The 20929-nt window shown below is 53.7% G+C and carries 17 protein-coding genes; 9 read left to right on the top strand and 8 right to left on the bottom strand.

The window, feature by feature from the left end:
- Positions 1-3 precede the first annotated feature (3 nt).
- On the bottom strand, positions 4-474 hold the full coding sequence (locus HPY30_17530; protein ID QYZ67628.1) for a HyaD/HybD family hydrogenase maturation endopeptidase: 471 nt from the start codon (positions 472-474) through the stop codon (positions 4-6).
- A gap of 71 nt (positions 475-545) precedes the next feature.
- On the opposite strand from HPY30_17530, the gene HPY30_17525 reads away from it, so the two are divergent.
- From HPY30_17525 to hypD, 4 genes are all read left to right on the top strand, one after another.
- The gene (locus HPY30_17525; GenBank protein ID QYZ67627.1) at positions 546-791 is read left to right on the top strand and encodes a HypC/HybG/HupF family hydrogenase formation chaperone; all 246 of its coding nucleotides are present in this window, start codon (positions 546-548) and stop codon (positions 789-791) included.
- A 218-nt stretch (positions 792-1009) separates the two neighbouring features.
- On the top strand, positions 1010-1372 hold the full coding sequence (locus HPY30_17520; GenBank protein QYZ67626.1) for a hydrogenase maturation nickel metallochaperone HypA: 363 nt from the start codon (positions 1010-1012) through the stop codon (positions 1370-1372).
- A 110-nt stretch (positions 1373-1482) separates the two neighbouring features.
- Positions 1483-2301 carry a hydrogenase nickel incorporation protein HypB gene (gene hypB / locus HPY30_17515; GenBank protein ID QYZ67625.1) on the top strand — a complete coding sequence of 273 codons (819 nt, stop codon included), beginning with the start codon at positions 1483-1485 and terminating at the stop codon, positions 2299-2301.
- Positions 2302-2312: 11 nt separating this feature from the next.
- On the top strand, positions 2313-3401 hold the full coding sequence (gene hypD, locus HPY30_17510) for a hydrogenase formation protein HypD (GenBank protein ID QYZ67624.1): 1089 nt from the start codon (positions 2313-2315) through the stop codon (positions 3399-3401).
- Between the two features lie 57 nt (positions 3402-3458).
- Here the strand turns inward: hypD and HPY30_17505 are convergent, their stop codons facing one another.
- From HPY30_17505 to HPY30_17490, 4 genes are all read right to left on the bottom strand, one after another.
- Positions 3459-4763, bottom strand: a complete 1305-nt coding sequence (locus HPY30_17505) for a methyl-accepting chemotaxis protein (GenBank protein QYZ67623.1) — start codon at positions 4761-4763, stop codon at positions 3459-3461.
- A 167-nt stretch (positions 4764-4930) separates the two neighbouring features.
- The gene (locus HPY30_17500) at positions 4931-5485 is read right to left on the bottom strand and encodes an EAL domain-containing protein (GenBank protein QYZ67622.1); all 555 of its coding nucleotides are present in this window, start codon (positions 5483-5485) and stop codon (positions 4931-4933) included.
- Positions 5485-6732 carry an IS701 family transposase gene (locus HPY30_17495; GenBank protein ID QYZ67621.1) on the bottom strand — a complete coding sequence of 416 codons (1248 nt, stop codon included), beginning with the start codon at positions 6730-6732 and terminating at the stop codon, positions 5485-5487. The genes HPY30_17500 and HPY30_17495 overlap by 1 nt, the downstream gene beginning before the upstream one ends.
- Positions 6733-6926: 194 nt before the next feature.
- Entirely contained in the window at positions 6927-8198 is a 1272-nt protein-coding gene (locus tag HPY30_17490; protein ID QYZ67620.1) for a diguanylate cyclase, read from the bottom strand.
- 645 nt (positions 8199-8843) lie between these two features.
- On the opposite strand from HPY30_17490, the gene HPY30_17485 reads away from it, so the two are divergent.
- From HPY30_17485 to HPY30_17465, 5 genes are all read left to right on the top strand, one after another.
- Entirely contained in the window at positions 8844-9752 is a 909-nt protein-coding gene (locus HPY30_17485) for a hypothetical protein (GenBank protein ID QYZ68113.1), read from the top strand.
- A gap of 164 nt (positions 9753-9916) precedes the next feature.
- Positions 9917-12394 carry an acyl-CoA dehydrogenase gene (locus HPY30_17480; protein QYZ67619.1) on the top strand — a complete coding sequence of 826 codons (2478 nt, stop codon included), beginning with the start codon at positions 9917-9919 and terminating at the stop codon, positions 12392-12394.
- 59 nt (positions 12395-12453) lie between these two features.
- Complete coding sequence (locus HPY30_17475; protein ID QYZ67618.1) at positions 12454-13743, top strand: acetyl-CoA C-acetyltransferase; 1290 nt, start codon at positions 12454-12456, stop codon at positions 13741-13743.
- A complete protein-coding gene (locus HPY30_17470) occupies positions 13740-15767 on the top strand; it encodes a crotonase (protein QYZ67617.1) in 2028 nt (675 codons plus the stop codon). The genes HPY30_17475 and HPY30_17470 overlap by 4 nt, the downstream gene beginning before the upstream one ends.
- 88 nt (positions 15768-15855) lie before the next feature.
- Complete coding sequence (locus HPY30_17465) at positions 15856-17637, top strand: long-chain fatty acid--CoA ligase (protein ID QYZ67616.1); 1782 nt, start codon at positions 15856-15858, stop codon at positions 17635-17637.
- Between the two features lie 93 nt (positions 17638-17730).
- On the opposite strand, the gene HPY30_17460 is transcribed toward HPY30_17465, so the two are convergent.
- The 3 genes from HPY30_17460 to HPY30_17450 form a co-directional block, all read right to left on the bottom strand.
- Positions 17731-18681: a methyl-accepting chemotaxis protein gene (locus HPY30_17460; GenBank protein QYZ67615.1), complete on the bottom strand. Its 951-nt coding sequence runs from the start codon at positions 18679-18681 to the stop codon at positions 17731-17733.
- Positions 18682-20070: an IS4 family transposase gene (locus tag HPY30_17455; GenBank protein ID QYZ67614.1), complete on the bottom strand. Its 1389-nt coding sequence runs from the start codon at positions 20068-20070 to the stop codon at positions 18682-18684. It lies immediately after the preceding gene.
- A gap of 76 nt (positions 20071-20146) precedes the next feature.
- Positions 20147-20887: a hypothetical protein gene (locus HPY30_17450; GenBank protein ID QYZ67613.1), complete on the bottom strand. Its 741-nt coding sequence runs from the start codon at positions 20885-20887 to the stop codon at positions 20147-20149.
- Positions 20888-20929 lie beyond the last annotated feature (42 nt).

Raw genomic sequence — 20929 nt, 5'->3', positions numbered from 1 at the left:
TTACTAACGCCATTCACGAAGTATAGACAGAATTTCATCAATTGCCCTATCGATGGCAGGGAAAACTGTTTTGCTGGGTGATTCCCCCCACTCCAGCGACTCTGGCTCAATGCCCACAAGCACTCTCTGTACTGGCAACTGTTCCGTCAGACGCGAGATATCCAACAGATCCGTCAATCCAACCTCGTGCACACTCTGCCGGTTGCCACTGAGATAAGAATCCATCTCTTCATTGCGAAATACCCTGACTGTGCCTGGAGAACTCTCCATCCTGGCCGCATCCACCACGATCAACCCATCCGCTCTGCTAATCGGTTCCGCCAGGGTGAAACTCAAGGTTCCGCCGTCCAAATATTCGACACCCTTCAACTCGCTATGCAATGCCTGCATGCGTTTCACTACGTGCACACCGATACCTTCATCGGTCAACAGCGTATTGCCTATACCCAGAATAAGGACGGATTCAATTGACAAATTCATGCTCCTTGGGAGAATAGTCGATAGAGATTTCCCGTCCATGATAGTCAAGAGGCAGCTCACTGGCCATGTGTCTCGGCATTCCAATGCAGATCAAGACGATCGTTGAATATACTGCCCGCTGTGAGGCGAAAGGTGTCGAACGTGACGTCAGCCTTTTCATGCTACAGCATGAGACGCTGGAACCTGGCGATTTCGTGGTGGTGCATGTCGGCTATGCGATCCAGAAGGTTACCCCTCAGGAGGCCCGCTCCGCCTGGGAGGTCTATGATGAGATGCTGAAGACACTGGACGAACGGCCTGGGAGCCTCTGAATGAATCTGAGCAAGATGAATTGGCGATCAGAATACGCCAACTTGAGGCGCAAATCGCACGTAACAGCCAGCTATTGCGAAGGTTTGCAACGAAAAAAACGACAGGATCGTTTTTTCGCGGAAGCCCCGAAGGGGTTAAGCCCAGGGACGGGCTTAACAAAAAGTGGCGGATTCTGGTGTCAAGGCACTTGATCATGATTCGTTCAGAGGCTCCCTAAATGCATGAGCTTGCGGTCTGCCAGGCGATGCTTGAACAGGTCGCAGGTATTGCAGCCCGGGAACAGGCTTCGGAAGTAACCCGGATTATCGTTCGCATCGGCCCCCTCTCCGGCGTCGTGCCGGAACTGCTGGAACAGGCCTTCACTATTGCACGGTCCGGAACTATCGCAAACCAGGCGGAACTGATTACGGAAGCCACAGGCATCCGAGTGAGATGTAGCCAGTGCGGTGCCGAAACAGATGCAGGAATCACCCGGATGATTTGCGGCAAGTGTGGCGACTACCGCACCCAGCTGCTCAGTGGCGATGAATTGTTACTCGCCAGCGTTGAGTTGAACCGGGCAGAGCAAGCAGTTGAATAGACCGCTATCATTCAACACAGAGGTCGCAGGCATCGCAAAGGATTAAATGGTAGGAGCTGCCACATGCCGCTCCTGATACAAGTTTAAGTATTTCACTGGAGAACAGAAAGATGTGTGACACTTGCGGCTGTAACGTCACCCAGGGTAATCGCCATCTCATCGAAGCCGGCGGCAAACATGAGCATACCCACGACGGCAAGGTTGCCGTGGAAGTGCTTGAGAACCTGCTCAGTGAAAACGACCATCAGGCCGGCCACAATCGGCAACACTTCGGCAATCATGGTGTACTTGCCGTCAATCTGATGTCGTCTCCCGGCAGCGGCAAGACCAGCCTGCTCGAAGCCACTATCGATGCACTCAATCAGGAGTTCCGAATCGCCGTCATCGTTGGCGACCTGGAGACTGAAAACGACGCTGAACGCATACGCAGCAAGGGCATCAGTGCTGTGCAGATCACCACCGGCACCGCCTGTCACCTGGATGCACATATGGTGCACTCCGCGCTCCACCAATTAAATCTTGACGATCTGGATATCGTCTTCGTGGAAAATGTCGGCAATCTGGTCTGCCCCGCCAGCTTCGATCTTGGGCAACACCTCAATGTCACTCTGCTGTCGGTCACCGAGGGGGATGACAAACCCGCTAAATATCCCGTCATCTTTCGGGCCGCCGACGCGATACTTATCAGCAAATCCGACCTGCTTCCTTATCTGGATGATTTCAAGCCGGAACGGGCGGAACAGGCAATCCGTCATCTGGCCAGTGAAGCCCCGGTTTTGAACCTATCTGCCCGCAACAGCAGTACGCTGGACAACTGGCTGACCTGGCTGCGCAAGGCATTCACCATTCAGGACGCACGCAGGGCAGCCGGTGAGACTACTAAACCCAAAATTCAGCCGGAAGGTGAAAAGCTTCACGCACACGGTTAGCTGTAATATCCATGTCACTTAGCGCCAAAGACTGGCTGCAGCAGATCCGGACTCTGCAGCTCCCGGAACGGATCCGCATCATGAATGTTTGCGGCGGCCATGAACGCTCCATCACCCAGGCAGGACTCCGCGGCGCCCTGCCAAAGCAGATCGAACTGATACCCGGCCCCGGCTGTCCCGTCTGCGTCTGCCCGGAGGAGGATGTCTATCAGGCGATACAACTTGCACTCAATGAGCAGATCATCCTGGTCGCCTTTGGCGATATGCTGCGGGTCCCCGTCAATGTACCGAAGGAGGAACCCCGCTCTCTTGATCAGGCCCACGCCGCCGGTGCCGACATCCGACCCATCTCTTCACCCATCGAAGCGTTGAAAATTGCGAGGGAGTATCCTGACCGCGAGATAGTCTTTTTTGCTGCCGGATTCGAGACCACTACCGCACCCGTTGCCTCCCTGCTCGTGGAGGGCATCCCCGACAACCTCTCCATTCTGCTCTCCGGGCGGCTCACCTGGCCCGCAGTCTCCATGCTGCTCGATTCCGGCACACCCGGCTTCAATGCCCTGGTGGCCCCTGGTCATGTGGCTACTGTCATGGGGCCTGAAGAGTGGCAGTTTGTGGTCGATAAGCACCAGATCCCCAGCGCGATTGCCGGTTTTACGCCCGAGAGTCTGCTTGCCGCCACCTATTCGGTGCTGCGGCAACAGATCGAGCAGCGGTTGTTTCTCGACAACTGCTACCCGGAACTGGTCCGTCCCGGCGGCAACCCCAGCGCCCGCAAACATCTGCAGGCCGCACTGGATGTGGTCGACGCAAACTGGCGCGGCATCGGCACGATTCCAAAATCGGGTTACGCACTGAAGAGATCTTTTGAAAGATGGGACGCCCGAAAACGCTATCCGGATTACGATTCAGAGAGCCGCCGCCGTGCTGGACAGATGCCACCTGGGTGTGACTGCGCCGCAGTCGTGTTGGGCAAAAAATATCCCAATGAGTGCAGACTCTATGGCGAGGCCTGCACCCCCAGAAACCCGGTCGGCCCCTGCATGGTTTCCGATGAGGGAGCCTGCCGGATCTGGTGGAGCTGTGGGCTCAGGACGTAGTGGCATTGGTGCGCATGGCGCACCCTATGTTCTAACGCTATACGCACCAATGCCATTTTAAACCTGGAACTTAACCACCAATCCCTGCAGCTCTGCAGCCATGTGCGCCAACTCATTCCCGGCTTGGGAAGTCTGCTCGGCACCAGTGGCGTTTTGGGTTGCCATGTCACTGATCCGTACGACGTTGCGGTTCATATCTTCTGCCACAATGCTCTGTTCTTCTGCGGCTGTTGCAATCTGGGTGCTCATTTGATCGATCTGTGATACGGATTCAGCGATGGCGGTCAATGAAGAACCTGCCAGCATCGCCTGATCGACAACAGACCTGGCATTCTCACGGCTCTGAGTCATTACCTGCACCGCATTCCGGGAGCCGACTTGGAGCTTGTCGATGATCTGGTTGATCTCTGCGGTGGATTCTTGTGTCCGGCTCGCCAGGGTGCGCACCTCATCCGCAACCACGGCAAATCCGCGACCCTGCTCACCGGCACGGGCCGCCTCGATCGCTGCATTCAACGCCAACAGGTTGGTCTGTTCGGCAATACTTTTAATCACGTCCAGCACGGTGCCGATATTTTCGCTTTCCGTCTCTACATGAGCAATGACATCCGCTGCCCCTTCAATTTGTGCAGCCAGCTGCTGGATTCCCTGCACCCCTCCTGCCACTATATTTCGTCCCTTCTCAGTTTCGGTACTTGCACCAGTTGCCGCAGAGGCCGTGTTACTGGCATTCTCTGACACCTCCCGCACGGTGGCGCTCATTTCGTTCATTGCCGTTGCTATCTGTTGCGTCTCAGACTGTTGTTGCTGAATATTGGCACTGGTTTGTGTCGTTATCACAGACACCTCTTCAGCCGCTGTTGAGAGTTGGGCTGTGGTGGCGTTGATCTGTGTGATCATCTCCAGCAAGTTATTGCGCATCGTCTGCATCGATTGTTGCAACTTACCGATTTCATCCCGCCCATCCACTGTTACCTTGTGAGTGAGGTCACCCGAGGCAAGCACCTCGAGTCCACGGGCTGTCTTACCCATGCGGCTCACGACATTACGGGAGAGAGTCCAGCTCACGAAACCACCAATGAGGAACGCCAGGAGGGTAATACCACTCAGCAGGTAGATCGCGGTGTGTTCATGCTCCGCCGCACGACGCCCGGCCACTTCTGTGAACTTCTCGATCTCAGTCAGCAGGGATTTAAGCTCAACAGCCAGCTGCTCCTCCTCGTGCTCTATCTTTACAGCAAAGGCTTCGGCCTCATGTCTCTTCCCATCTGTTAGCAGGGAAAAGACCTGAAGGGCCAGCAGGATCAATGAGTTTCCGATGATCTTGGTTTTGATAGTGAGATTGTTGAGAAGATTATTCACCAGAATTCCTTTGGGTATGTTCTTTGAATTCAGTCAATCTTTCTTGGTTCATTAAGATAGGCTGTTTACTGCATTTCGGCTAAAGTCAGAATTTCTTTAGCTGAACGTAGGGTCCGCCGTGCGCACCATGATTACTGAGAACAGCCGCCAAGCGCTTCGTAGCACCGTTAAAGGCAGATCATACTACTGCGCAGGTTGAGTGACTCCTGTTCCAGCATGTGCGTGATATCGGCAGCAAGTAGTGGACGTCCATATCGAAATCCTTGACCCTGGTCGCAACCCTGCTCCTTTAAGAAGACTTCCTGGGCCATGTTCTCGATTCCCTCTGCCGTGATAGTGAGCTGAAGTGTCTTTCCCAAGGCGATAATGGCCCGTGTAATGGCTGCATCATTGGGATCATTGACCAAGTCACGGACAAAGGAGCGATCAATTTTCAGTTTATCCACAGGCAACCGTTTAAGATAGCTCAGGGAGGAGTATCCTGTGCCGAAATCATCGATAGCCATGTGTGTACCGAGTTTTCTCAGGCTGTCCAGTGTCTCCATAGAGTGACCTGTCTCCTGCATAATGAAGCTCTCGGTTATCTCCAGCTCGAGCCACTCTGCCCTGCAATGGGTGGACTGAAGCGTCTTTTCAACAGTTTTAACCAGGCTGTTGTCACGGATCTGTCTGCCTGAGAGATTGACCGCCATACGTTCTAGTTCTACTTTGTCAGATTCCATCACCCGGCAACCGACTGTTCCAGCGTCTGTTTTCGATATTGGGAGTCGATAGCCGCTTGTCGTTTACGATGCCGTTTCGTCATTTGCCGTAGTATTTCATCGCGTTCAATATCTCGCCGTGGCAGGAAGGCACGCAATAGCGATTCGATGTCTGAACAACTGAGTAAGGGGTGATCATCTTTTTGCACAATTCGCTCTTCGAGCATGAATAACATCGCCATCATGACCAAGGCCATATGGTGATGCCAGGATTTCCATTTACGGGCCTGATAATCAGCAAGACCTGATTCACTCTTACCATCCTGGAACGAACGCTCAACCCAGAACCGCTGCGCCTGCATCTTTGCAAGACAATGGGATGGCGTTTCTTCCGGTGCATTCGACAAGGTGTATTTAATCGTCTCCGGTGAATTGACCTCTCGTCGTACAATCAGGTGCCATTGATGTGCCTGGGCTTCTTTTCCATCCCAAAGCCAAACCCGATGATGCAGGATCTCGACGCGCAGTTTGCCCTTGCTGCTATCCCGTAATACCACTTGCTGCCACTCGCTGTCCCGTTGCTCATTGAGCCACTGGTCAACGCGCAGACGGGCTGCCTGGGCTTGCAGACGACTTCGACGACGACCGCGCGTTGTCGTGCTCTCCGGTATGAACGGCTGTGGATCTTCCAGGTAGACCTGTTGGTCTTTGTGGATGTCCACCACAAAGGTTTCACCCATCGCCTCCAAACCCCTCAGAAAAGCCGGATCCTTCCCGTATCCCCCATCTGCACCCACCCAGGCAAAACGCAGGCCAAGCGTCCTCTGATGACGCACCATCTCCAGCGCCAACTCTGACTTGCTTTGATGTTTCCGTTCAACTTCCGGGATACCCGCCTTGCGACAGCGAGCCGGGTTCGATACCCACTCTTTGGGTAGATAGAGACGTTCATCTATCAGCGTGGACAAGTGCCCTTTACCCAGTGCTGCGAATACACCAACCTGGCAGTTATCCACCTTGCCCTGGCGGCCATTCCATTGGCGTTTAACCCCCACTGAATGTTTACCCTTCTTGGCAAGGCCACTCTCATCGAGCAACAGACAGGTATCCGCGGTTCCACCCAGCCATTGATCGGCTTCCAGCGCCACTTGGTCTAACACCGCACGATGATCCCACGGGGACTCGGTGAGCATATGCTGGAGACGCTGATCATCTGCGCCTGCAACCACCTCTTCCATGCGTTCCATGTTCTTTCTCTGCGCTTGCATCAGGCCTTTGAGATAGTGTGTGACCGGTTGAAACACCGACCTCGTCTTGCTTCGAAAATGGGATTCAAAGCGGTACTGGAAACGTTGGAATCGCTCCGCTATGCGATCGATTCTACTTATGCGCGTATCAGGTAATTCAAATGACCTTGGTGCTTGTCATTTGATGCTCTTCCTTACGATGATTGCCAAGAAATTCACAGCATATATTTTATATTATTCAGTGAGTTACTTATAGATCTAATCTGACAAAGTAGAACTAGTCGGAACCCCGACTTTTTCCAAGCACTCATCTGTTGGCAGGCAGTCTGCAAAACCCAGTTGCCCATAGGTATGATAAGGCCTGAGTCTTCGGCAACTTGCAGGAACCGTCCCGGCGGAAGCAGGCCCAATTCAGGATGCTCCCAACGTATCAGAGCCTCTACGCCTGTAATCCGGCCATCGGCAAGTGAGATTTGTGGTTGGTAATAGAGCACCAGATCTTGTGCTTCCATTGCATTTCGCAAACCACCCTCCAGCATAACCCGATCATGTGCGGTCTCTGTCAACTCATGGGTGTAAAACTGGTAATTACGCCGCCCCTGTTCTTTTGCCCGGTACATTGCCGCATCGGCATTAGCGACCAGTTTTTCAGCAGAATCTCCGTCTTGTGGAAACAGGCTGATGCCGATACTTGTCCCGATAAATAGCGCCTGATTCTGGATCTCGAATTTCTCTTCGAGAGTAGACATCAGTTTTTGTGCCAGATGTTCGATCACATTCTGGTTTTCGACCTGTTCCATGACGATGACAAATTCATCGCCACCCAATCGGGAAACCGTATCATCTCCTCTTATACCGATGCGGAGTCGTTCGCCGACCATACGCAATAGCTCGTCCCCTACGGCATGGCCCAAGCTGTCATTTATATTTTTAAAGTTGTCCAGGTCCATGAACAACACAGCCACTTGAGATTCGTTTCTACGTGCTCTTTCGATAGCGTGTTCGAGCCTAGCATCCAACAACAAACGATTGGGAAGATTGGTTAGCGCATCATGATGCGCCAAGTGCGTGAGGTTATATTCAGCCCGTCTGCGCTCCTCAACCTCTTTTTCCAGTGATCTGTTGATCACTACCAACTGATTGGTACGTTCATCCACCTGCTTCTCGAGTTGCTCACCGTGTTCTTTCAGTGCCTGCTGCGCGCTCTTTCGATCCGTAATCTCCCTGTTAAGTTCTGAAATAAGGGCCTGGTTTTTATATTGAAGTATCAGGGATTCTCGCAGGTGTCGGTTGGTATTTATCGCCGTCTGTGCGATTAACGCGGCATAGACAGGCACTGCAACCCCAACGGCAATATTGAACGCTGAACCTTCCAATATAAATGCAACTGCCAGTCCGGCAGCCATCGGAGTGATGTAAGCGTAGAATGCGGGCAGTATGCTGGAGAGAACAGGGACGCTTGCTGCAATTGCACCAATAATCATCATGAAGACCAGGCTTCGCACTACCAGGTCATCAGAAAAATAGAGAAACAGGGATAGACTTGCCCAGAGCATGCTGACAACCAGAGTGCTCTGTACATATCGCCTCACCCAGATTTCCGGGGAAACGGCATTTTCATTATGATTGTAGCGCTTCCATACAAGCAGGCGGACGCCGCAAAAAGACATCATTGAACCCACCCACAGAACAAGCAGTAAGCGGTCAAGGCTATCTTTCATTATCACAGTAAACAGGAGCGCTGCCGCAATCACGGTAAGGTTTGCGACTACAGCATTTCCAAACAGTAGGTGGACCTGTTCCTTGAGAACCCACTCGGGGTGTTTGGTATTTATCTGTTTATATCCTCAATTGTCACCGTCAATGCTGCGCTGAAAAATGTTCACTATTGTAGGCAAATGGTTAATGGGCAATACAATTTATCTCATCCAATAACCTATCGGCGGTTCTCCAAAAAACATTAATTCATACAGATATTACTTCATAATATTAATACAACACATTGTTTTTTATATTATTTATTTCTATGCGCTCCTTTTGTGTAAATAAACAGCGCAACCCTAAACCCAATAAGACTGTCTATACTGGGAAGTACCACAGTAAATTAGGTGGTTATTAATATGAGTATTTTTGTGCAGTGGTTATCCAGAGCGATTTCCGAGTGGCTGGTCAAAGATGGCCCACCACCCAACTCACCATTGTGCGATTTCAAACGTTTAAGCTTTGAGTTACGCCCCGGCGATGTTCTATTGGTGGAAGGGCGCAGCAGGGTCAGTGAGGTGATAAAAATCATCACCCAAAGCTCCTGGACCCACTCGGCGATCTACATCGGCAGGTTGTACGACGTCAGAGATCCAGACCTGCAAGCGCTGGTTGCCGAACATTTTCAGGGAGATCCCAGCGAACAATTGATGGTCGAGTCTCTTCTGCATGAAGGAACCATCGTGGCGCCAGTATCCAAGTACCATATGGATCACCTGCGGATCTGCCGCCCATCAGGACTTGAGCCGGATGACGCTCATGAGGTGATAGGCTATGCAATACGAGGACTTGGAAGCAGCTACGATGTACGCCACCTGCTTGATCTGGCCCGCTTCTTATTCCCTTGGGCGATACTGCCGCGACGCTGGCGATCCAGCGTCTTTGAACATAATGCAGGCGGTCCTACAAGGACGGTTTGCTCCTGCCTGTTGGCTGAGGCGTTTAATCAGGTAAATTTTCCCATCCTGCCATTTATCGATCGCAGCGATGATGGCAGCATCCGGTTCTTTAAACGTAATCCAAGGCTCTTCACGCCCAAGGATTTCGACTATTCCCCCTATTTCAACATCATCAAGTATCCGTTTCTTGGATTGGACGACTTGGGTGTTTATCGGCGTCTGCCCTGGTGTGATGAAGCCATGATGTACAACGACAATGAGTCTGAATTCGCGGAACAGGCGCAGAATTATTGCGAACCCTGCGCCAAGGTGACACATCTGCATGAGGTGAAACCAAATACCGGAGATGAAACGTATCAGCCGTTAGAGAATAAAACCTAAGGAGCCTCTGATTAATTGTCATTTCGAACGTAGTGAGAAATCTCATACCTCGAAACCTGTTAAGCACTCTGTAGTTTGAGATCTCTCCCTACGGTCGAGATGACAATGACCCAGTTTATCAGAGCTTCCCTAATGTAAAGCTGCACAGCAGCGGGAGCGTGAAGATGGCGGCAATTGGCACTCTTCTGATTCTGATCGTCCTGTGGGCTTTGGCCTACAGTTCAGCCAAGGCTATCGTCTGGGTGTTATTACCCCCTGCCCTGCTCGTCTCCCTGCAGCTGGGAGGTCTGATCGGCATATTTGGGGCAACTGTTTCCTGGATTGCCTACGGTACAGGTATGTTTTTCTACCTGCTTCCGGACCTGCGTCTTCGCTTGATCAGCGGACCACTGTTAAGACAATTCCGGCGTGTCATGCCCGCCATGTCATCAACAGAGCGTGAAGCATTGCATGCCGGAAACGTGTGGTGGGATGGTGAACTCTTCAGTGGCCAACCCGTTTGGCAACGGCTGCTGGAACAACCCGAACCCCAATTGACGGAACAGGAGCAGGCTTTCATCGACGGGCCAGTCGAACGACTCTGTAAAATGCTGGACGACTGGCAGATCACTCATCACGACAAGGATCTGCCTGAAGCGGTCTGGTCATTTATCAAACAGTCGGGCCTCTTCGGTATGATCATCCCCCGCGCCTATGGTGGTCTTGAGTTCTCCGCCCTTGCCCACTCCACCATAGTGATGAAGATTTCCAGCCGCAGTATCGCTGCAGCCGTCACAGTGATGGTTCCCAATTCTCTGGGACCGGCAAAACTGCTGCTGCACTATGGGACTCAGACGCAAAAAGATCGCTATCTCAGAAGACTCGCAAAGGGTGAGGAGATCCCCTGTTTTGCTCTTACCGGTCCTGATGCCGGCAGTGATGCAGGTGCAATTCCTGATAGTGGGGTGGTCACCGAGGGCGAGTTTAATGGCCAGCGGATGCTCGGTATTCGTCTCAATTGGGAGAAACGCTATATCACGCTGGGTCCAGTGGCCACGCTCATTGGACTGGCCTTTAAACTTTACGATCCTGATCACCTGCTGGGTAGTGATACCTCACTGGGAATCACTGTTGCATTGATTCCCAGTGAAACGAAAGGCGTTGAAATCGGGCAACGTCACATGCCACTGAACATCCCGTTCCAGAACGGCCCCATCCGGGGCAAAGATGTCTTTATTCCCCTCGACTGGGTGATCGGCGAGCAGTCCGGTATCGGCCAGGGGTGGCAGATGTTGGTTGAAAGTCTCTCCGAAGGACGCGGTATCTCACTACCGGCACTGGCAACAGGGGCCGGCAAGGCCGCCAGCCGCTACACCGGCACCTACGCTGCGGTCCGCCGTCAGTTCGGACAACCCATCGGCAACTTTGAAGGTGTCGAGGAGGCACTTGCCAGAATCGCCGGTATCACCTACCAGATGGATGCCGCCCGATTGCTGACTGTTAGTGCGCTCGACAGTGGTGAAAAACCGTCGGTGATCTCCGCCATCGTGAAATACCACCTCACAGAACGCTATCGCCAGGTGGTCAACGATGCGATGGACATCCAGGGCGGCAGCGGTATCTGCCTGGGACCACGCAACCTCATCGGCCGGGTCTATCAGGCAATTCCGATCGCTATCACTGTGGAAGGAGCGAATATCCTGACCCGCAGCATGATCATCTTTGGTCAGGGTGCAATTCGCTGCCACCCTTATATCCTGCAGGAGTTTTCCGCCGCTCAAGAGAAGGAGTGGAAGCATGCGCTGAGTACCTTCGACAAAGCGATCTTCGGACACATTGGTTTCCTCGTCACCAATCTGGCGCGTACTTTTTGGCTCGGAATCACTCGTGGACATCTCTCCGAGCGTCCCGTAAAGGGTGTGGCCGGGCACTATTTTCAGCAGCTCAACTGGATGAGCGCTGCCTTCGCACTATCGGCGGATCTCGCCCTGATGACCCTGGGCGGTGCACTCAAACGCAAAGAGCGCCTCTCTGCGCGGCTGGGTGACTTGCTGAGCGAACTTTACATTGCCAGTGCCACCCTCAAGCACTTTATCGACGGGCATCAGCGCTTTACCGATATTCCACTGCTGCAGTGGGCAATGGAGGACTCTCTCTATCGCATGCAGGAAGCCTTCATCGGAATTTTTCGCAATCTGCCGTTTCGCCCGTTGGCATGGATAGTGAGACTGCTCACCTTCCCCACAGGACTGCCTTACCACAAACCATCAGACCGCCTAGACTACGCCGTAGCAGGCGCCATCCTGCAGCCGGGTGAGGCCAGAACACGGCTTACCGCCGGGATATTTCTCAACAGCGATCTCAACGAACCTGTGGCGCGACTCGACCAGGCGTTAGCGGCCGCAGTGGCATCAGCCCCAATCGAGAAGACACTGCGACAGGCAAGACGGGCAGGACAAATTCACCCCGGCACAAACGAAGTGATGGTCGCCGAAGCTGTGGAGATCGGCATCCTTACGGAGAGCGATGCCCAGCTCGTGCTGGAGACGCAGAAGTTAAGAGACCAAGTCATACAGGTTGACGCCTTCGATAGCCTGTTACCTATGAACAACGGGAAAAGAAAACAGGGTGGCTCATCGATCAGGCATCTTGGTGCCGCGTAGGCCCGATCAAGCTTGCGGATCCGGCCTACAAATTAAAACATCAGGAGCGGAGAGGAATAATGGAAGAGAAGAGACCCGTCTATATCGTGGATGGCAGCCGCACACCGTTCATAAAGATGAAGGGCCGTCCCGGCCCCTTCCGGGCATCTGATCTTGCAGTTGCCGCAGGACGGCCACTGCTGGCCCGGCACAATTTCAGTCCGTCTCAACTGGATGAAGTCATCCTCGGATGTGTCTCATCCGGTCCGGATGAGGTCAATATCGCACGGGTTTCCGCGCTGCGTATCGGCTGCGGCGACAAGGTGCCTGCCTGGACTGTACAGCGTAACTGCGCCTCGGGATTACAGGCGCTGGACAGTGCCGCACAAAACATCGCCACTGGGCGAAGTGATCTGGTTCTGGCCGGCGGTACCGAGGCGATGAGTCGCCACCCGGTACTGATCAACGACCGCATGCTCAACTGGCTCGGCCAATGGAACCGGGCCAAGAGTTTCACCGCCCGCAGCCGTCAGCTTGCCGCCCTGCGTCCCCACCATTTTCAGCTGATCATCGCTCTGCTGCGAGGTCTGACTGATCCGATCGTCGGCCTCTCCATGGGACAGACTGCGGAAAAACTTGCATGGCGATTCAACATCAGTCGTGAGGCGATGGATGCCTTTGCCCTCTTGAGTCATCAGCATCTCGCACAGGCCACCAACGAAAAACGTCTGGATGAGATCGAACCGATCTTCGACAACAAAGGTAATCTCTATGAGACGGATGAGGGACTACGCAAAGACAGCGACATGGAAAAGCTGGCCCGTCTACGACCGGTTTTCGACCGCCCGGTCGGCAAGGTTACTGCCGGCAACAGCGCCCAGGTGACTGATGGCGCCGCCCTTTTGTTACTCGCTTCCGAAAGTGCCGTCGAGCAACACCATCTGCCGTTACTTGGCCGCATAATCGATACCGAATGGAGTGCGCTCGATCCCAGTCAGATGGGACTGGGCCCGGTGCATGCCATGGCCAGGTTGTTGCAGCGCCGAAACATGGAGAGTGAAGCCATCGACTATTGGGAGATCAATGAAGCATTCGCAGCCCAGGTACTCGCCTGCCTCACTGCCTGGAAGGATGCCGATTACATGCAGAATACAGTGGGTATTGACGAAACTCTCGCACCTATCCCCAGAGATCGGTTGAATGTGGATGGCGGCGCCATCAGCATCGGCCATCCTGTCGGCGCAAGCGGCGCGCGGTTGGTACTGCATCTCGTAAAGACCCTGCATCAAAATAATGCGCAGACCGGTGTGGCGAGTCTCTGTATCGGTGGCGGCCAGGGCGGCGCAATGTTGGTGGAGGCGGTAAAATGAAGAAACACTGGAAATTGGAACGAACCCCTGACGGCATAAGTTGGCTCCATTTCGATCATGCCGACTCACCGGTCAACATTCTCTCTACAGATGCCTTTGAGCAGTTCGATGGCATACTGGCGGAGATCGAGGCCGATCCCCCCAAGGGATTGATCATCCTCTCCGACAAAAAGTCTGGATTCATCGCCGGCGCAGATGTCAAAAACTTCCGCAAGGCCCAGCAACCTGACCAGGTTGAGGCGCATATCCACCATGTTCACAGAATCTTCCAACGTCTGGAGGATCTGGCCTGTCCCACCCTGGCACTGATTCATGGCTTCTGCCTCGGCGGCGGTCTCGAACTTGCCCTTGCCTGCGACTATCGCATAACACAGGATGACGAGGGAACCCGCCTCTCCTTCCCCGAAGTCCGGCTCGGCATCTTTCCAGGCTATGGGGGAAGTGTGCGTAGTGTCCGCTTGCTGGGCCCAATTCCGGCAATGAAATTCATGCTGGGTGGACGCAGTATCAGTGGACGCAGCGCAAAACGGTTGGGGTTGGTGGATCAAACGGCACCGGAGCGCCAACTGAAACATACCGCATCGCAATTGATAACCTCGGCGCCGCCACCCCATCAACCGGTAGGCTGGCAAAAACTGCTGAACATCACCCCCGCGCGACAATTGCTCGCGCCGATACTGCACAGAGTCACGGCCAAAAAAGTGCGCAAAGCCCACTACCCCGCCCCTTTCGCATTGATCGATCACTGGCGTGATACCGGGGGAAACGAGCAGCTCATGTTTGCCAGTGAGGCGACAAATCTGGGCCAGCTGATCACCGGTCCAACGGCGCAAAATCTGATTCGGGTCTTCTTCCTGCAGGAGCGACTCAAATCGGTTGCGGCTGGTATCGACTTCAAATCCCGCCAGGTGCATGTCATCGGCGGCGGCATCATGGGGGGAGACATCGCTGCATGGTGCGCACTGAAAGGTCAGCGCGTCACACTGCAGGATCGGGAGGCGAAATTCCTCACCCAAGCGGTAAACCGCGCCCACAAACTGTTTCAACGCAAACTGAAGTCCAAACGGTTGGTTCAGGCTGCCATGGACCGATTGATGCCTGACCCCAGAGGCTATGGGGTAAAGCACTCGGATGTGGTCATCGAGGCGATATATGAGGATCTGGAGGCCAAACAGACCCTGTTCCGCGACCTTGAATCAAAAGTGGGGCCGGACACCCTGCTCGCCACCAATACCTCCAGCATTCCACTGGAGAGTATCAGTGAAGTGCTCGAAAACCCTGAACGCCTGATCGGACTGCACTTCTTCAACCCGGTGGCGAAGATGCAACTGATAGAAGTGGTTTCCGGCAGAGAGACCGATCCCCTGTTAATGCAAAAAGGCGCCGCCTTCTCCCGCAGCATCGATCGCCTTCCCCTGCCGGTCAGAAGCAGTCCCGGATTTCTGGTCAATCGCATCCTGATGCCCTATCTGCTGGAAGCGATAGAATTGCTGGAGGAAGGGGTTCCCGGCCCGCTGATCGACAATGCCGCCACCCGCTTTGGCATGCCGATGGGACCTGTGGAACTGGCAGACCGGGTGGGACTCGATATCTGTCTTGCCGTGGCGAACAAGCTGGCGCCTGTCTTCGATCTTGAGGTACCTGAACAACTGCATGTGATGGTCGATCAGAAACAGTTGGGGGTAAAAACCGGTGCGGGCTTCTATCGCTACGAGAAGGGCAAGGCCATCAAGGAGAACCTGGATAGCCAGTTTCACGCGCCAAATGATCTGGCTGACCGAATGATCTTTCGTCTGCTCAATGAAGCAGTGGCCTGCTTGCGTGAACATGTGGTCGATGATGAGGATCTGCTAGACGCCGGCATCATATTCGGCACCGGCTTTGCCCCTTTCCGCGGCGGCCCGATGCACTACATTCACAGCGGTGGATTAACACGTATGCGCCAACGCCTGAATGAGCTGGAACAGCTGCACGGCGACCAGTTTCATCCGGACTCCGGCTGGACTAACTTGAGTGGTGCCTGACATGCTATTCTTTGATACAACCCATGCAGAAACATCGGCTTCCAAACCGGTGCGAGATAACAGCAATCACAATCACGGAATAGATGAGATGAGGGAACAGAAGACCGACTATATTCTGCTCAAGGCTGCAGATACCTTGGGCGCGCTTTTTCAGGAACGGGTTCGCCGTACACCTGATACTGTCGCTTATACTCAATTCGATCCGGCATCGGAGCGCTGGCAGGATACGACCTGGCATGAGATGGGACGTGAAGTCGCCCGCTGGCAGGCTGCCTTCCAACGGGAGAAGCTGAAACCCGGCGAACGAGTTGCCCTGATACTGCGCAACTGCCGCGAGTGGGCCATGTTCGACCTTGCCGCCCAGGGACTCGGGCTGGTCACCGTCCCCATCTACACCAACGACCGGCCGGAGAATATCGGTTACATTCTGCAGGATGCAGGCGTACGTCTGTTACTGCTGGAAGGGGATGAGCAGTGGCAGAATCTGCAACAGATCCGTCACCAGCTGGCTGGACTCAACCGTATCCTGACCATTGAACCCGTCGATCCCATGGGACTGCAGCCGCGCCTGGTCTCCCTGGCCGACTGGCTGCCTGCAGAAGCGGGTGAATATGAGGCGGCGGATATTGCATCCGATGCCCTTGCCTCTCTCGTTTATACCTCAGGAACAACCGGGCGTTCGAAAGGCGTCATGCTCAGTCACCGCAATATCCTCTGGAACATCGAGGCTGGGTTGAAGCTGATTACCATCTATCCCACCGACCGTTTTCTCTCCTTCCTGCCACTCTCCCACACCCTGGAACGCACCGTCGGCTACTACATGCCGATCGCGGTGGGCGCCAATGTCGCCTACGCAAGATCCATCCCGCAATTGGGAGAGGATCTGCTGGAGATAAAACCGACGATTATGATCTCGGTGCCGCGTATCTTTGAACGTGTCTACGCCAAGATACAGGCAAAGCTGGCGGACGATTCCGCCGTTGCCCGCAAGCTTTTCAATGCGGCGGTCGAGACAGGCTGGCTGCGATTTGAACATGATCAGGGCCGGGCGCCATGGAGTGCAAAACTGGCACTCTGGCCGCTCTATAAAAAACTGGTGGCCAGTAAGATTCAGGCCAAACTCGGTGGACGGTTGCGTATCGCCGTTTCCGGTGGCGCGGCTTTGACCCCGGAGATCGCCAAGCTCTTCATCGGACTGGGTGTGCCGATCCTGCAGGGATATGGCCTGACAGAGACCAGCCCGATCATCACCGCAAATCCGCTGGAGGATAATGTGCCCGCCAGTGTCGGCAGAGTACTGCCGGGTATTGAGGTCAAGATCGGCGACAATGACGAACTGCTCTCCCGCAGTCCAAGCGTGATGCTGGGCTATTGGAATAATCAGGAGGCGACTTCAGACGTCATCGACAGTGAAGGCTGGCTGCATACCGGCGACAAGGTCAGAATCGAGAATGAGCATATTTTCATCACAGGACGCATCAAAGAGATCATCGTCCTTGCCAATGGTGAAAAAGTCCCGCCTGCCGATATGGAAATGTGCATTGACCTCGATGCAATCTTTGAACAGGCCATGGTCATCGGTGAGGCAAAACCCTTTCTCACCGCGCTCATCGTACTCAATAAGGAGGCCTGCGAAGCAGAGTCGATCGATCCATCCGATACCAGCGAACAGCAACTCGAACTGTTGACGGCGCGCGTCGCTAGTCATCTGGGCAGTTTTCCCGGCTACGCCAGGATTCATCGTATCGCACTCGTCCAGGAGCCTTGGACCCCTGAGAACGGGCTGATCACACCAACCTTGAAACTGCGTCGCAGCCGTATCCTTGAGCAGCATTCCGCCGAGGTCGAGACGCTCTATTCCGGGCATTGATAGCGTTACACAGGCGTGCCCGCAGGGCGATTTTATCCTCGTGGCAACCCCCGCCGCCCATTCACGGCGGGGTGCTCCTGTACAGTTCCACCACTACTGCACTTTGAACTGGGCAACCAAACCCTGAAGATCTGATGCAAGGCGTGTCAAATCACCGCTGGCAACCGCGGTCTGTTGTGCCCCTGCTGAAGTCTGTTCAGTCATACTGTTAATCTGGTCAATGTTCTTGTTGACCTCATCCGCCACGGCACTCTGCTCTTTTGCGGCCCCCGCAATATGTGCACTCATATCATTGATGCGGCCAATAGCTTCTGCGATGGTTGACAGGGCATCTCCGGTTTTCGATGCCTGTTCAGTTGCACTATGTGCTTTCTCCTGGCTCTGTCCCATGGCGGCTACCGCTTGGCGTGAGCCATTTTGGAGCTTATCGATCATCTGGTTGATCTCCTCGGTAGACTCCTGAGTCTTGCTGGCCAGATTGCGCACCTCATCGGCAACCACGGCAAAACCACGGCCCTGCTCGCCAGCTCTTGCCGCCTCAATAGCGGCATTCAGTGCCAGCAGGTTGGTCTGCTCCGCAATGCTTTTGATCACATCGATGACAGAGCCAATCTCCTCACTCTGCCGTTCCAGTTGTTGGATGACGCCAGCGGCACTCTCCACATTCCCGGCAAGCTGTTGAATCTGTGAGATGGTCTCTTGCATCGCCTGTAACCCGGCTGAAGCTTGTTCATTCACATCGGTGGCGGCATGGGCTGTATCGGTAACATTTGAAGCCACCTCGCGAACCGTTGCATTCATCTCTGTCATGGCAGTGGCTAAGTGGGTGGTTTCAGACAACTGATGCTCAATAGCATGGGTAGTCTGCCCTGTAATCACCGAGGTCTCCTCTGCCGTGGTCGCCAGCTGCGAGGTTGCACCAGAGACCTGATTCATACTCGATTGAAACTTGTTCAGCATGGCGTTAAAGGCGCTTGCGGTTCGACCAATCTCATCTTCAGATGAGAGTTCTATACGGCGTGTCAGGTCAGACTCAAATGGCACTTACTTAAGCTTCTTGGGATGTCCATTTATCCTGACTTCCTCCCTCGCTGCATGCCTGGGTTTGACAAGTAGAGGAAAGGATTTCGCTCGTCGCTTGAGTGCCCTCGGTTCAATGCGTCCTGGTCGCTTCCCGACTTGCTGTTGTGCAATTAGGATGAACAAGCGGCCAAGTTTTTCATCATCGTAATTTCCAGGATCGCCCCGCCTCCAGGAAAGCCACAACTGCAAGGTGTGCTTGAAGCTGAGTTGGCGGGGTATCAGGTCGGCCAACAGAGCTGCCTGAGCCATCAAAAGTCTGATTAGGTTATAGGCCAACAGATAGATCCAGATCTCTTTTTCCGCCATAGCCGGAGTGCGACAACTCAATATCTCCATACCCAGGGTGGTCTTGATGTTACGCAGATCCAACTCGATCTGCCAGCGATCATGATAGAGTGTTTTCAGGGCTGTTTTGCTTGTTTGCTTCGAACAAAGCAGCGTTGTCACTAAAGTTTTTCCGCCGATATGCAGCTCCCGCACGTTCAGTGTGTCTGGTGCCTGGTCGTACGCTTCCCGGCTCATCCAGTCGGGCTTTTTCTTTGGCTTATGCAGTTCTATCAAGTGGTCACGCTGCCCCAGTCGCTGACCACGGCGAAAATCCGTACTACGTCTCCGTGCACCATGTTGTTCGAAAACACCATCCATGCCTTTTTCCTGCAATGCACACAACAGGAAATAGGTTGCGAAAAAGGCATCCCCTAATAGGATGTCACCCGCTTCCAGGGTATCCAGCATTGATCTAAGCAATGACTGCTCATCGCTTCCCTTTCCCCGGCAAGGTCCCATGGCTGTATCAAGTACTGCACCACTGGCAAGGCAAATGATGCTGACAAAGCGGCAAAGAGGAAAACCCAAACCAGGTTTTTGACTACGTGGCTGAGGATAGGCTTCCTGATTGTCCGTTGTATCAGGCAATGCAACGGTTGCCCCATCCACTAACCTGACAGGCCGTCCTCGCCAGTGCCAAGTCTCCGGGGTGGACTCGGTCATCATGCGTCCAGTGTAACGAGCCAATGTAGAAACCATTTCCATTGGTAGCCGTTTCCGTGCCCTGCAGTATGCACCCGTATGGGTGCTACAGGCTGAGAGTCCCCCCATCAATCGTTTGATTGCTGCATCATCTACCACGCTCTGACAAGAGCGATCGGCACTCATTGCCTGTGCCAGAAACATCGATAGCGTCTCAGTTGGGGGAAACAGGCGTTCCCGGTGGTCAGGTAGTAATGATTCCACTTTATCCAGGAATTCCGGGGCGGTCAGCAGGTTGAAGAACTCATAGGAGTCGCTGTTTGCAGCGTGGGCACTGATACGTTTTTGTTGATGTATACGGACGCGTTGGCTAGGATGCATTAAGGCTGGTTCCTGAATTGATTGGTGTGGGTTTGGCGATTTGCATCTTATCACCTGAACCAGCCTTTTTTTATTGTTATATCAATATGTTAGTTCTTAAGTAAGTGCCATTCAGGTCAGACTCCGCTTCTATGGCATGAATAGTTGCGCGCAGGTGATCTATGGGCCCCAAAATACTGCGTATGAGCAGGAAAGCGGCAACACTGGCAAAAATTACCGCTACGGCCATCAGTAACATCAGCATCATTTGGGTATCGTTGGTGGTCTTCACCGCTTTATTAAAGAACCCCTCGCCCTTTACCGCCGCATAATCCACCAATGCATCCATCTTGGTACTAATCATGTCAACATGTTTGGCGCCTCTACCCTTAGTGATAGCTGCAGCTTCGCCGCGTTTGCCGCTTTCCATCAGGGTAATCACCTCATCACGAATGGGCTTCCAATCACGGAACACCTGAATGGTCTCAGCGATGAGTTGCTCACCCTCCTTGCCGAGAATGCGATCCTCCACAATGGTGTATTGGTCATAGACCTCCTTTTCGTATCCAGAGACCTTGGCCTTGGCACTCGCAATTCCTGCTTCGTCTTTGGCAAGGGCAACATCTTTCATACTGCGATGCATCTTGATGATGCCCACGTTGGCCCGCAAGGCCGCTCTTGTCACCGCCAGCGGGTGTTTGTACATCTTCACGGTCTGATCGCCGAGCACACCATCCTGAATAAACGAGTAACCTCCAACGATAAGAATCAAGCCGATGAGAATCGTATAGCCGATAATCAGCCGGTTTTTTACTGTAAATATGCTTATGGGATCCATGATTTTTCTCCGTGGCCGTCTTACGGGAACCGATTTTTGTGG

Source organism: Gammaproteobacteria bacterium (ex Lamellibrachia satsuma), from assembly GCA_019623805.1.
In the GTDB taxonomy this organism is placed as follows: domain Bacteria; phylum Pseudomonadota; class Gammaproteobacteria; order Chromatiales; family Chromatiaceae; genus QGON01.
Note: the sequence above shows the minus strand (reverse complement) of the source record. Positions and strands in the feature narration are given on the sequence as shown.

Coding starts and splice junctions, on each gene's coding strand:
- HPY30_17525 (QYZ67627.1), top strand. CDS start 546: ATGTGTCTCGGCATTCCAATGCAGATCAAGACGATCGTTGAATATACT.
- hypB (QYZ67625.1), top strand. CDS start 1,483: ATGTGTGACACTTGCGGCTGTAACGTCACCCAGGGTAATCGCCATCTC.
- HPY30_17490 (QYZ67620.1), bottom strand. CDS start 8,198: ATGATGATTATTGGTGCAATTGCAGCAAGCGTCCCTGTTCTCTCCAGC.
- HPY30_17480 (QYZ67619.1), top strand. CDS start 9,917: ATGGCGGCAATTGGCACTCTTCTGATTCTGATCGTCCTGTGGGCTTTG.
- HPY30_17500 (QYZ67622.1), bottom strand. CDS start 5,485: ATGGAATCTGACAAAGTAGAACTAGAACGTATGGCGGTCAATCTCTCA.
- HPY30_17520 (QYZ67626.1), top strand. CDS start 1,010: ATGCATGAGCTTGCGGTCTGCCAGGCGATGCTTGAACAGGTCGCAGGT.
- HPY30_17470 (QYZ67617.1), top strand. CDS start 13,740: ATGAAGAAACACTGGAAATTGGAACGAACCCCTGACGGCATAAGTTGG.
- HPY30_17475 (QYZ67618.1), top strand. CDS start 12,454: ATGGAAGAGAAGAGACCCGTCTATATCGTGGATGGCAGCCGCACACCG.
- HPY30_17450 (QYZ67613.1), bottom strand. CDS start 20,887: ATGGATCCCATAAGCATATTTACAGTAAAAAACCGGCTGATTATCGGC.
- HPY30_17465 (QYZ67616.1), top strand. CDS start 15,856: ATGAGGGAACAGAAGACCGACTATATTCTGCTCAAGGCTGCAGATACC.
- HPY30_17495 (QYZ67621.1), bottom strand. CDS start 6,732: ATGCAAGCGCAGAGAAAGAACATGGAACGCATGGAAGAGGTGGTTGCA.
- HPY30_17455 (QYZ67614.1), bottom strand. CDS start 20,070: ATGCATCCTAGCCAACGCGTCCGTATACATCAACAAAAACGTATCAGT.
- hypD (QYZ67624.1), top strand. CDS start 2,313: ATGTCACTTAGCGCCAAAGACTGGCTGCAGCAGATCCGGACTCTGCAG.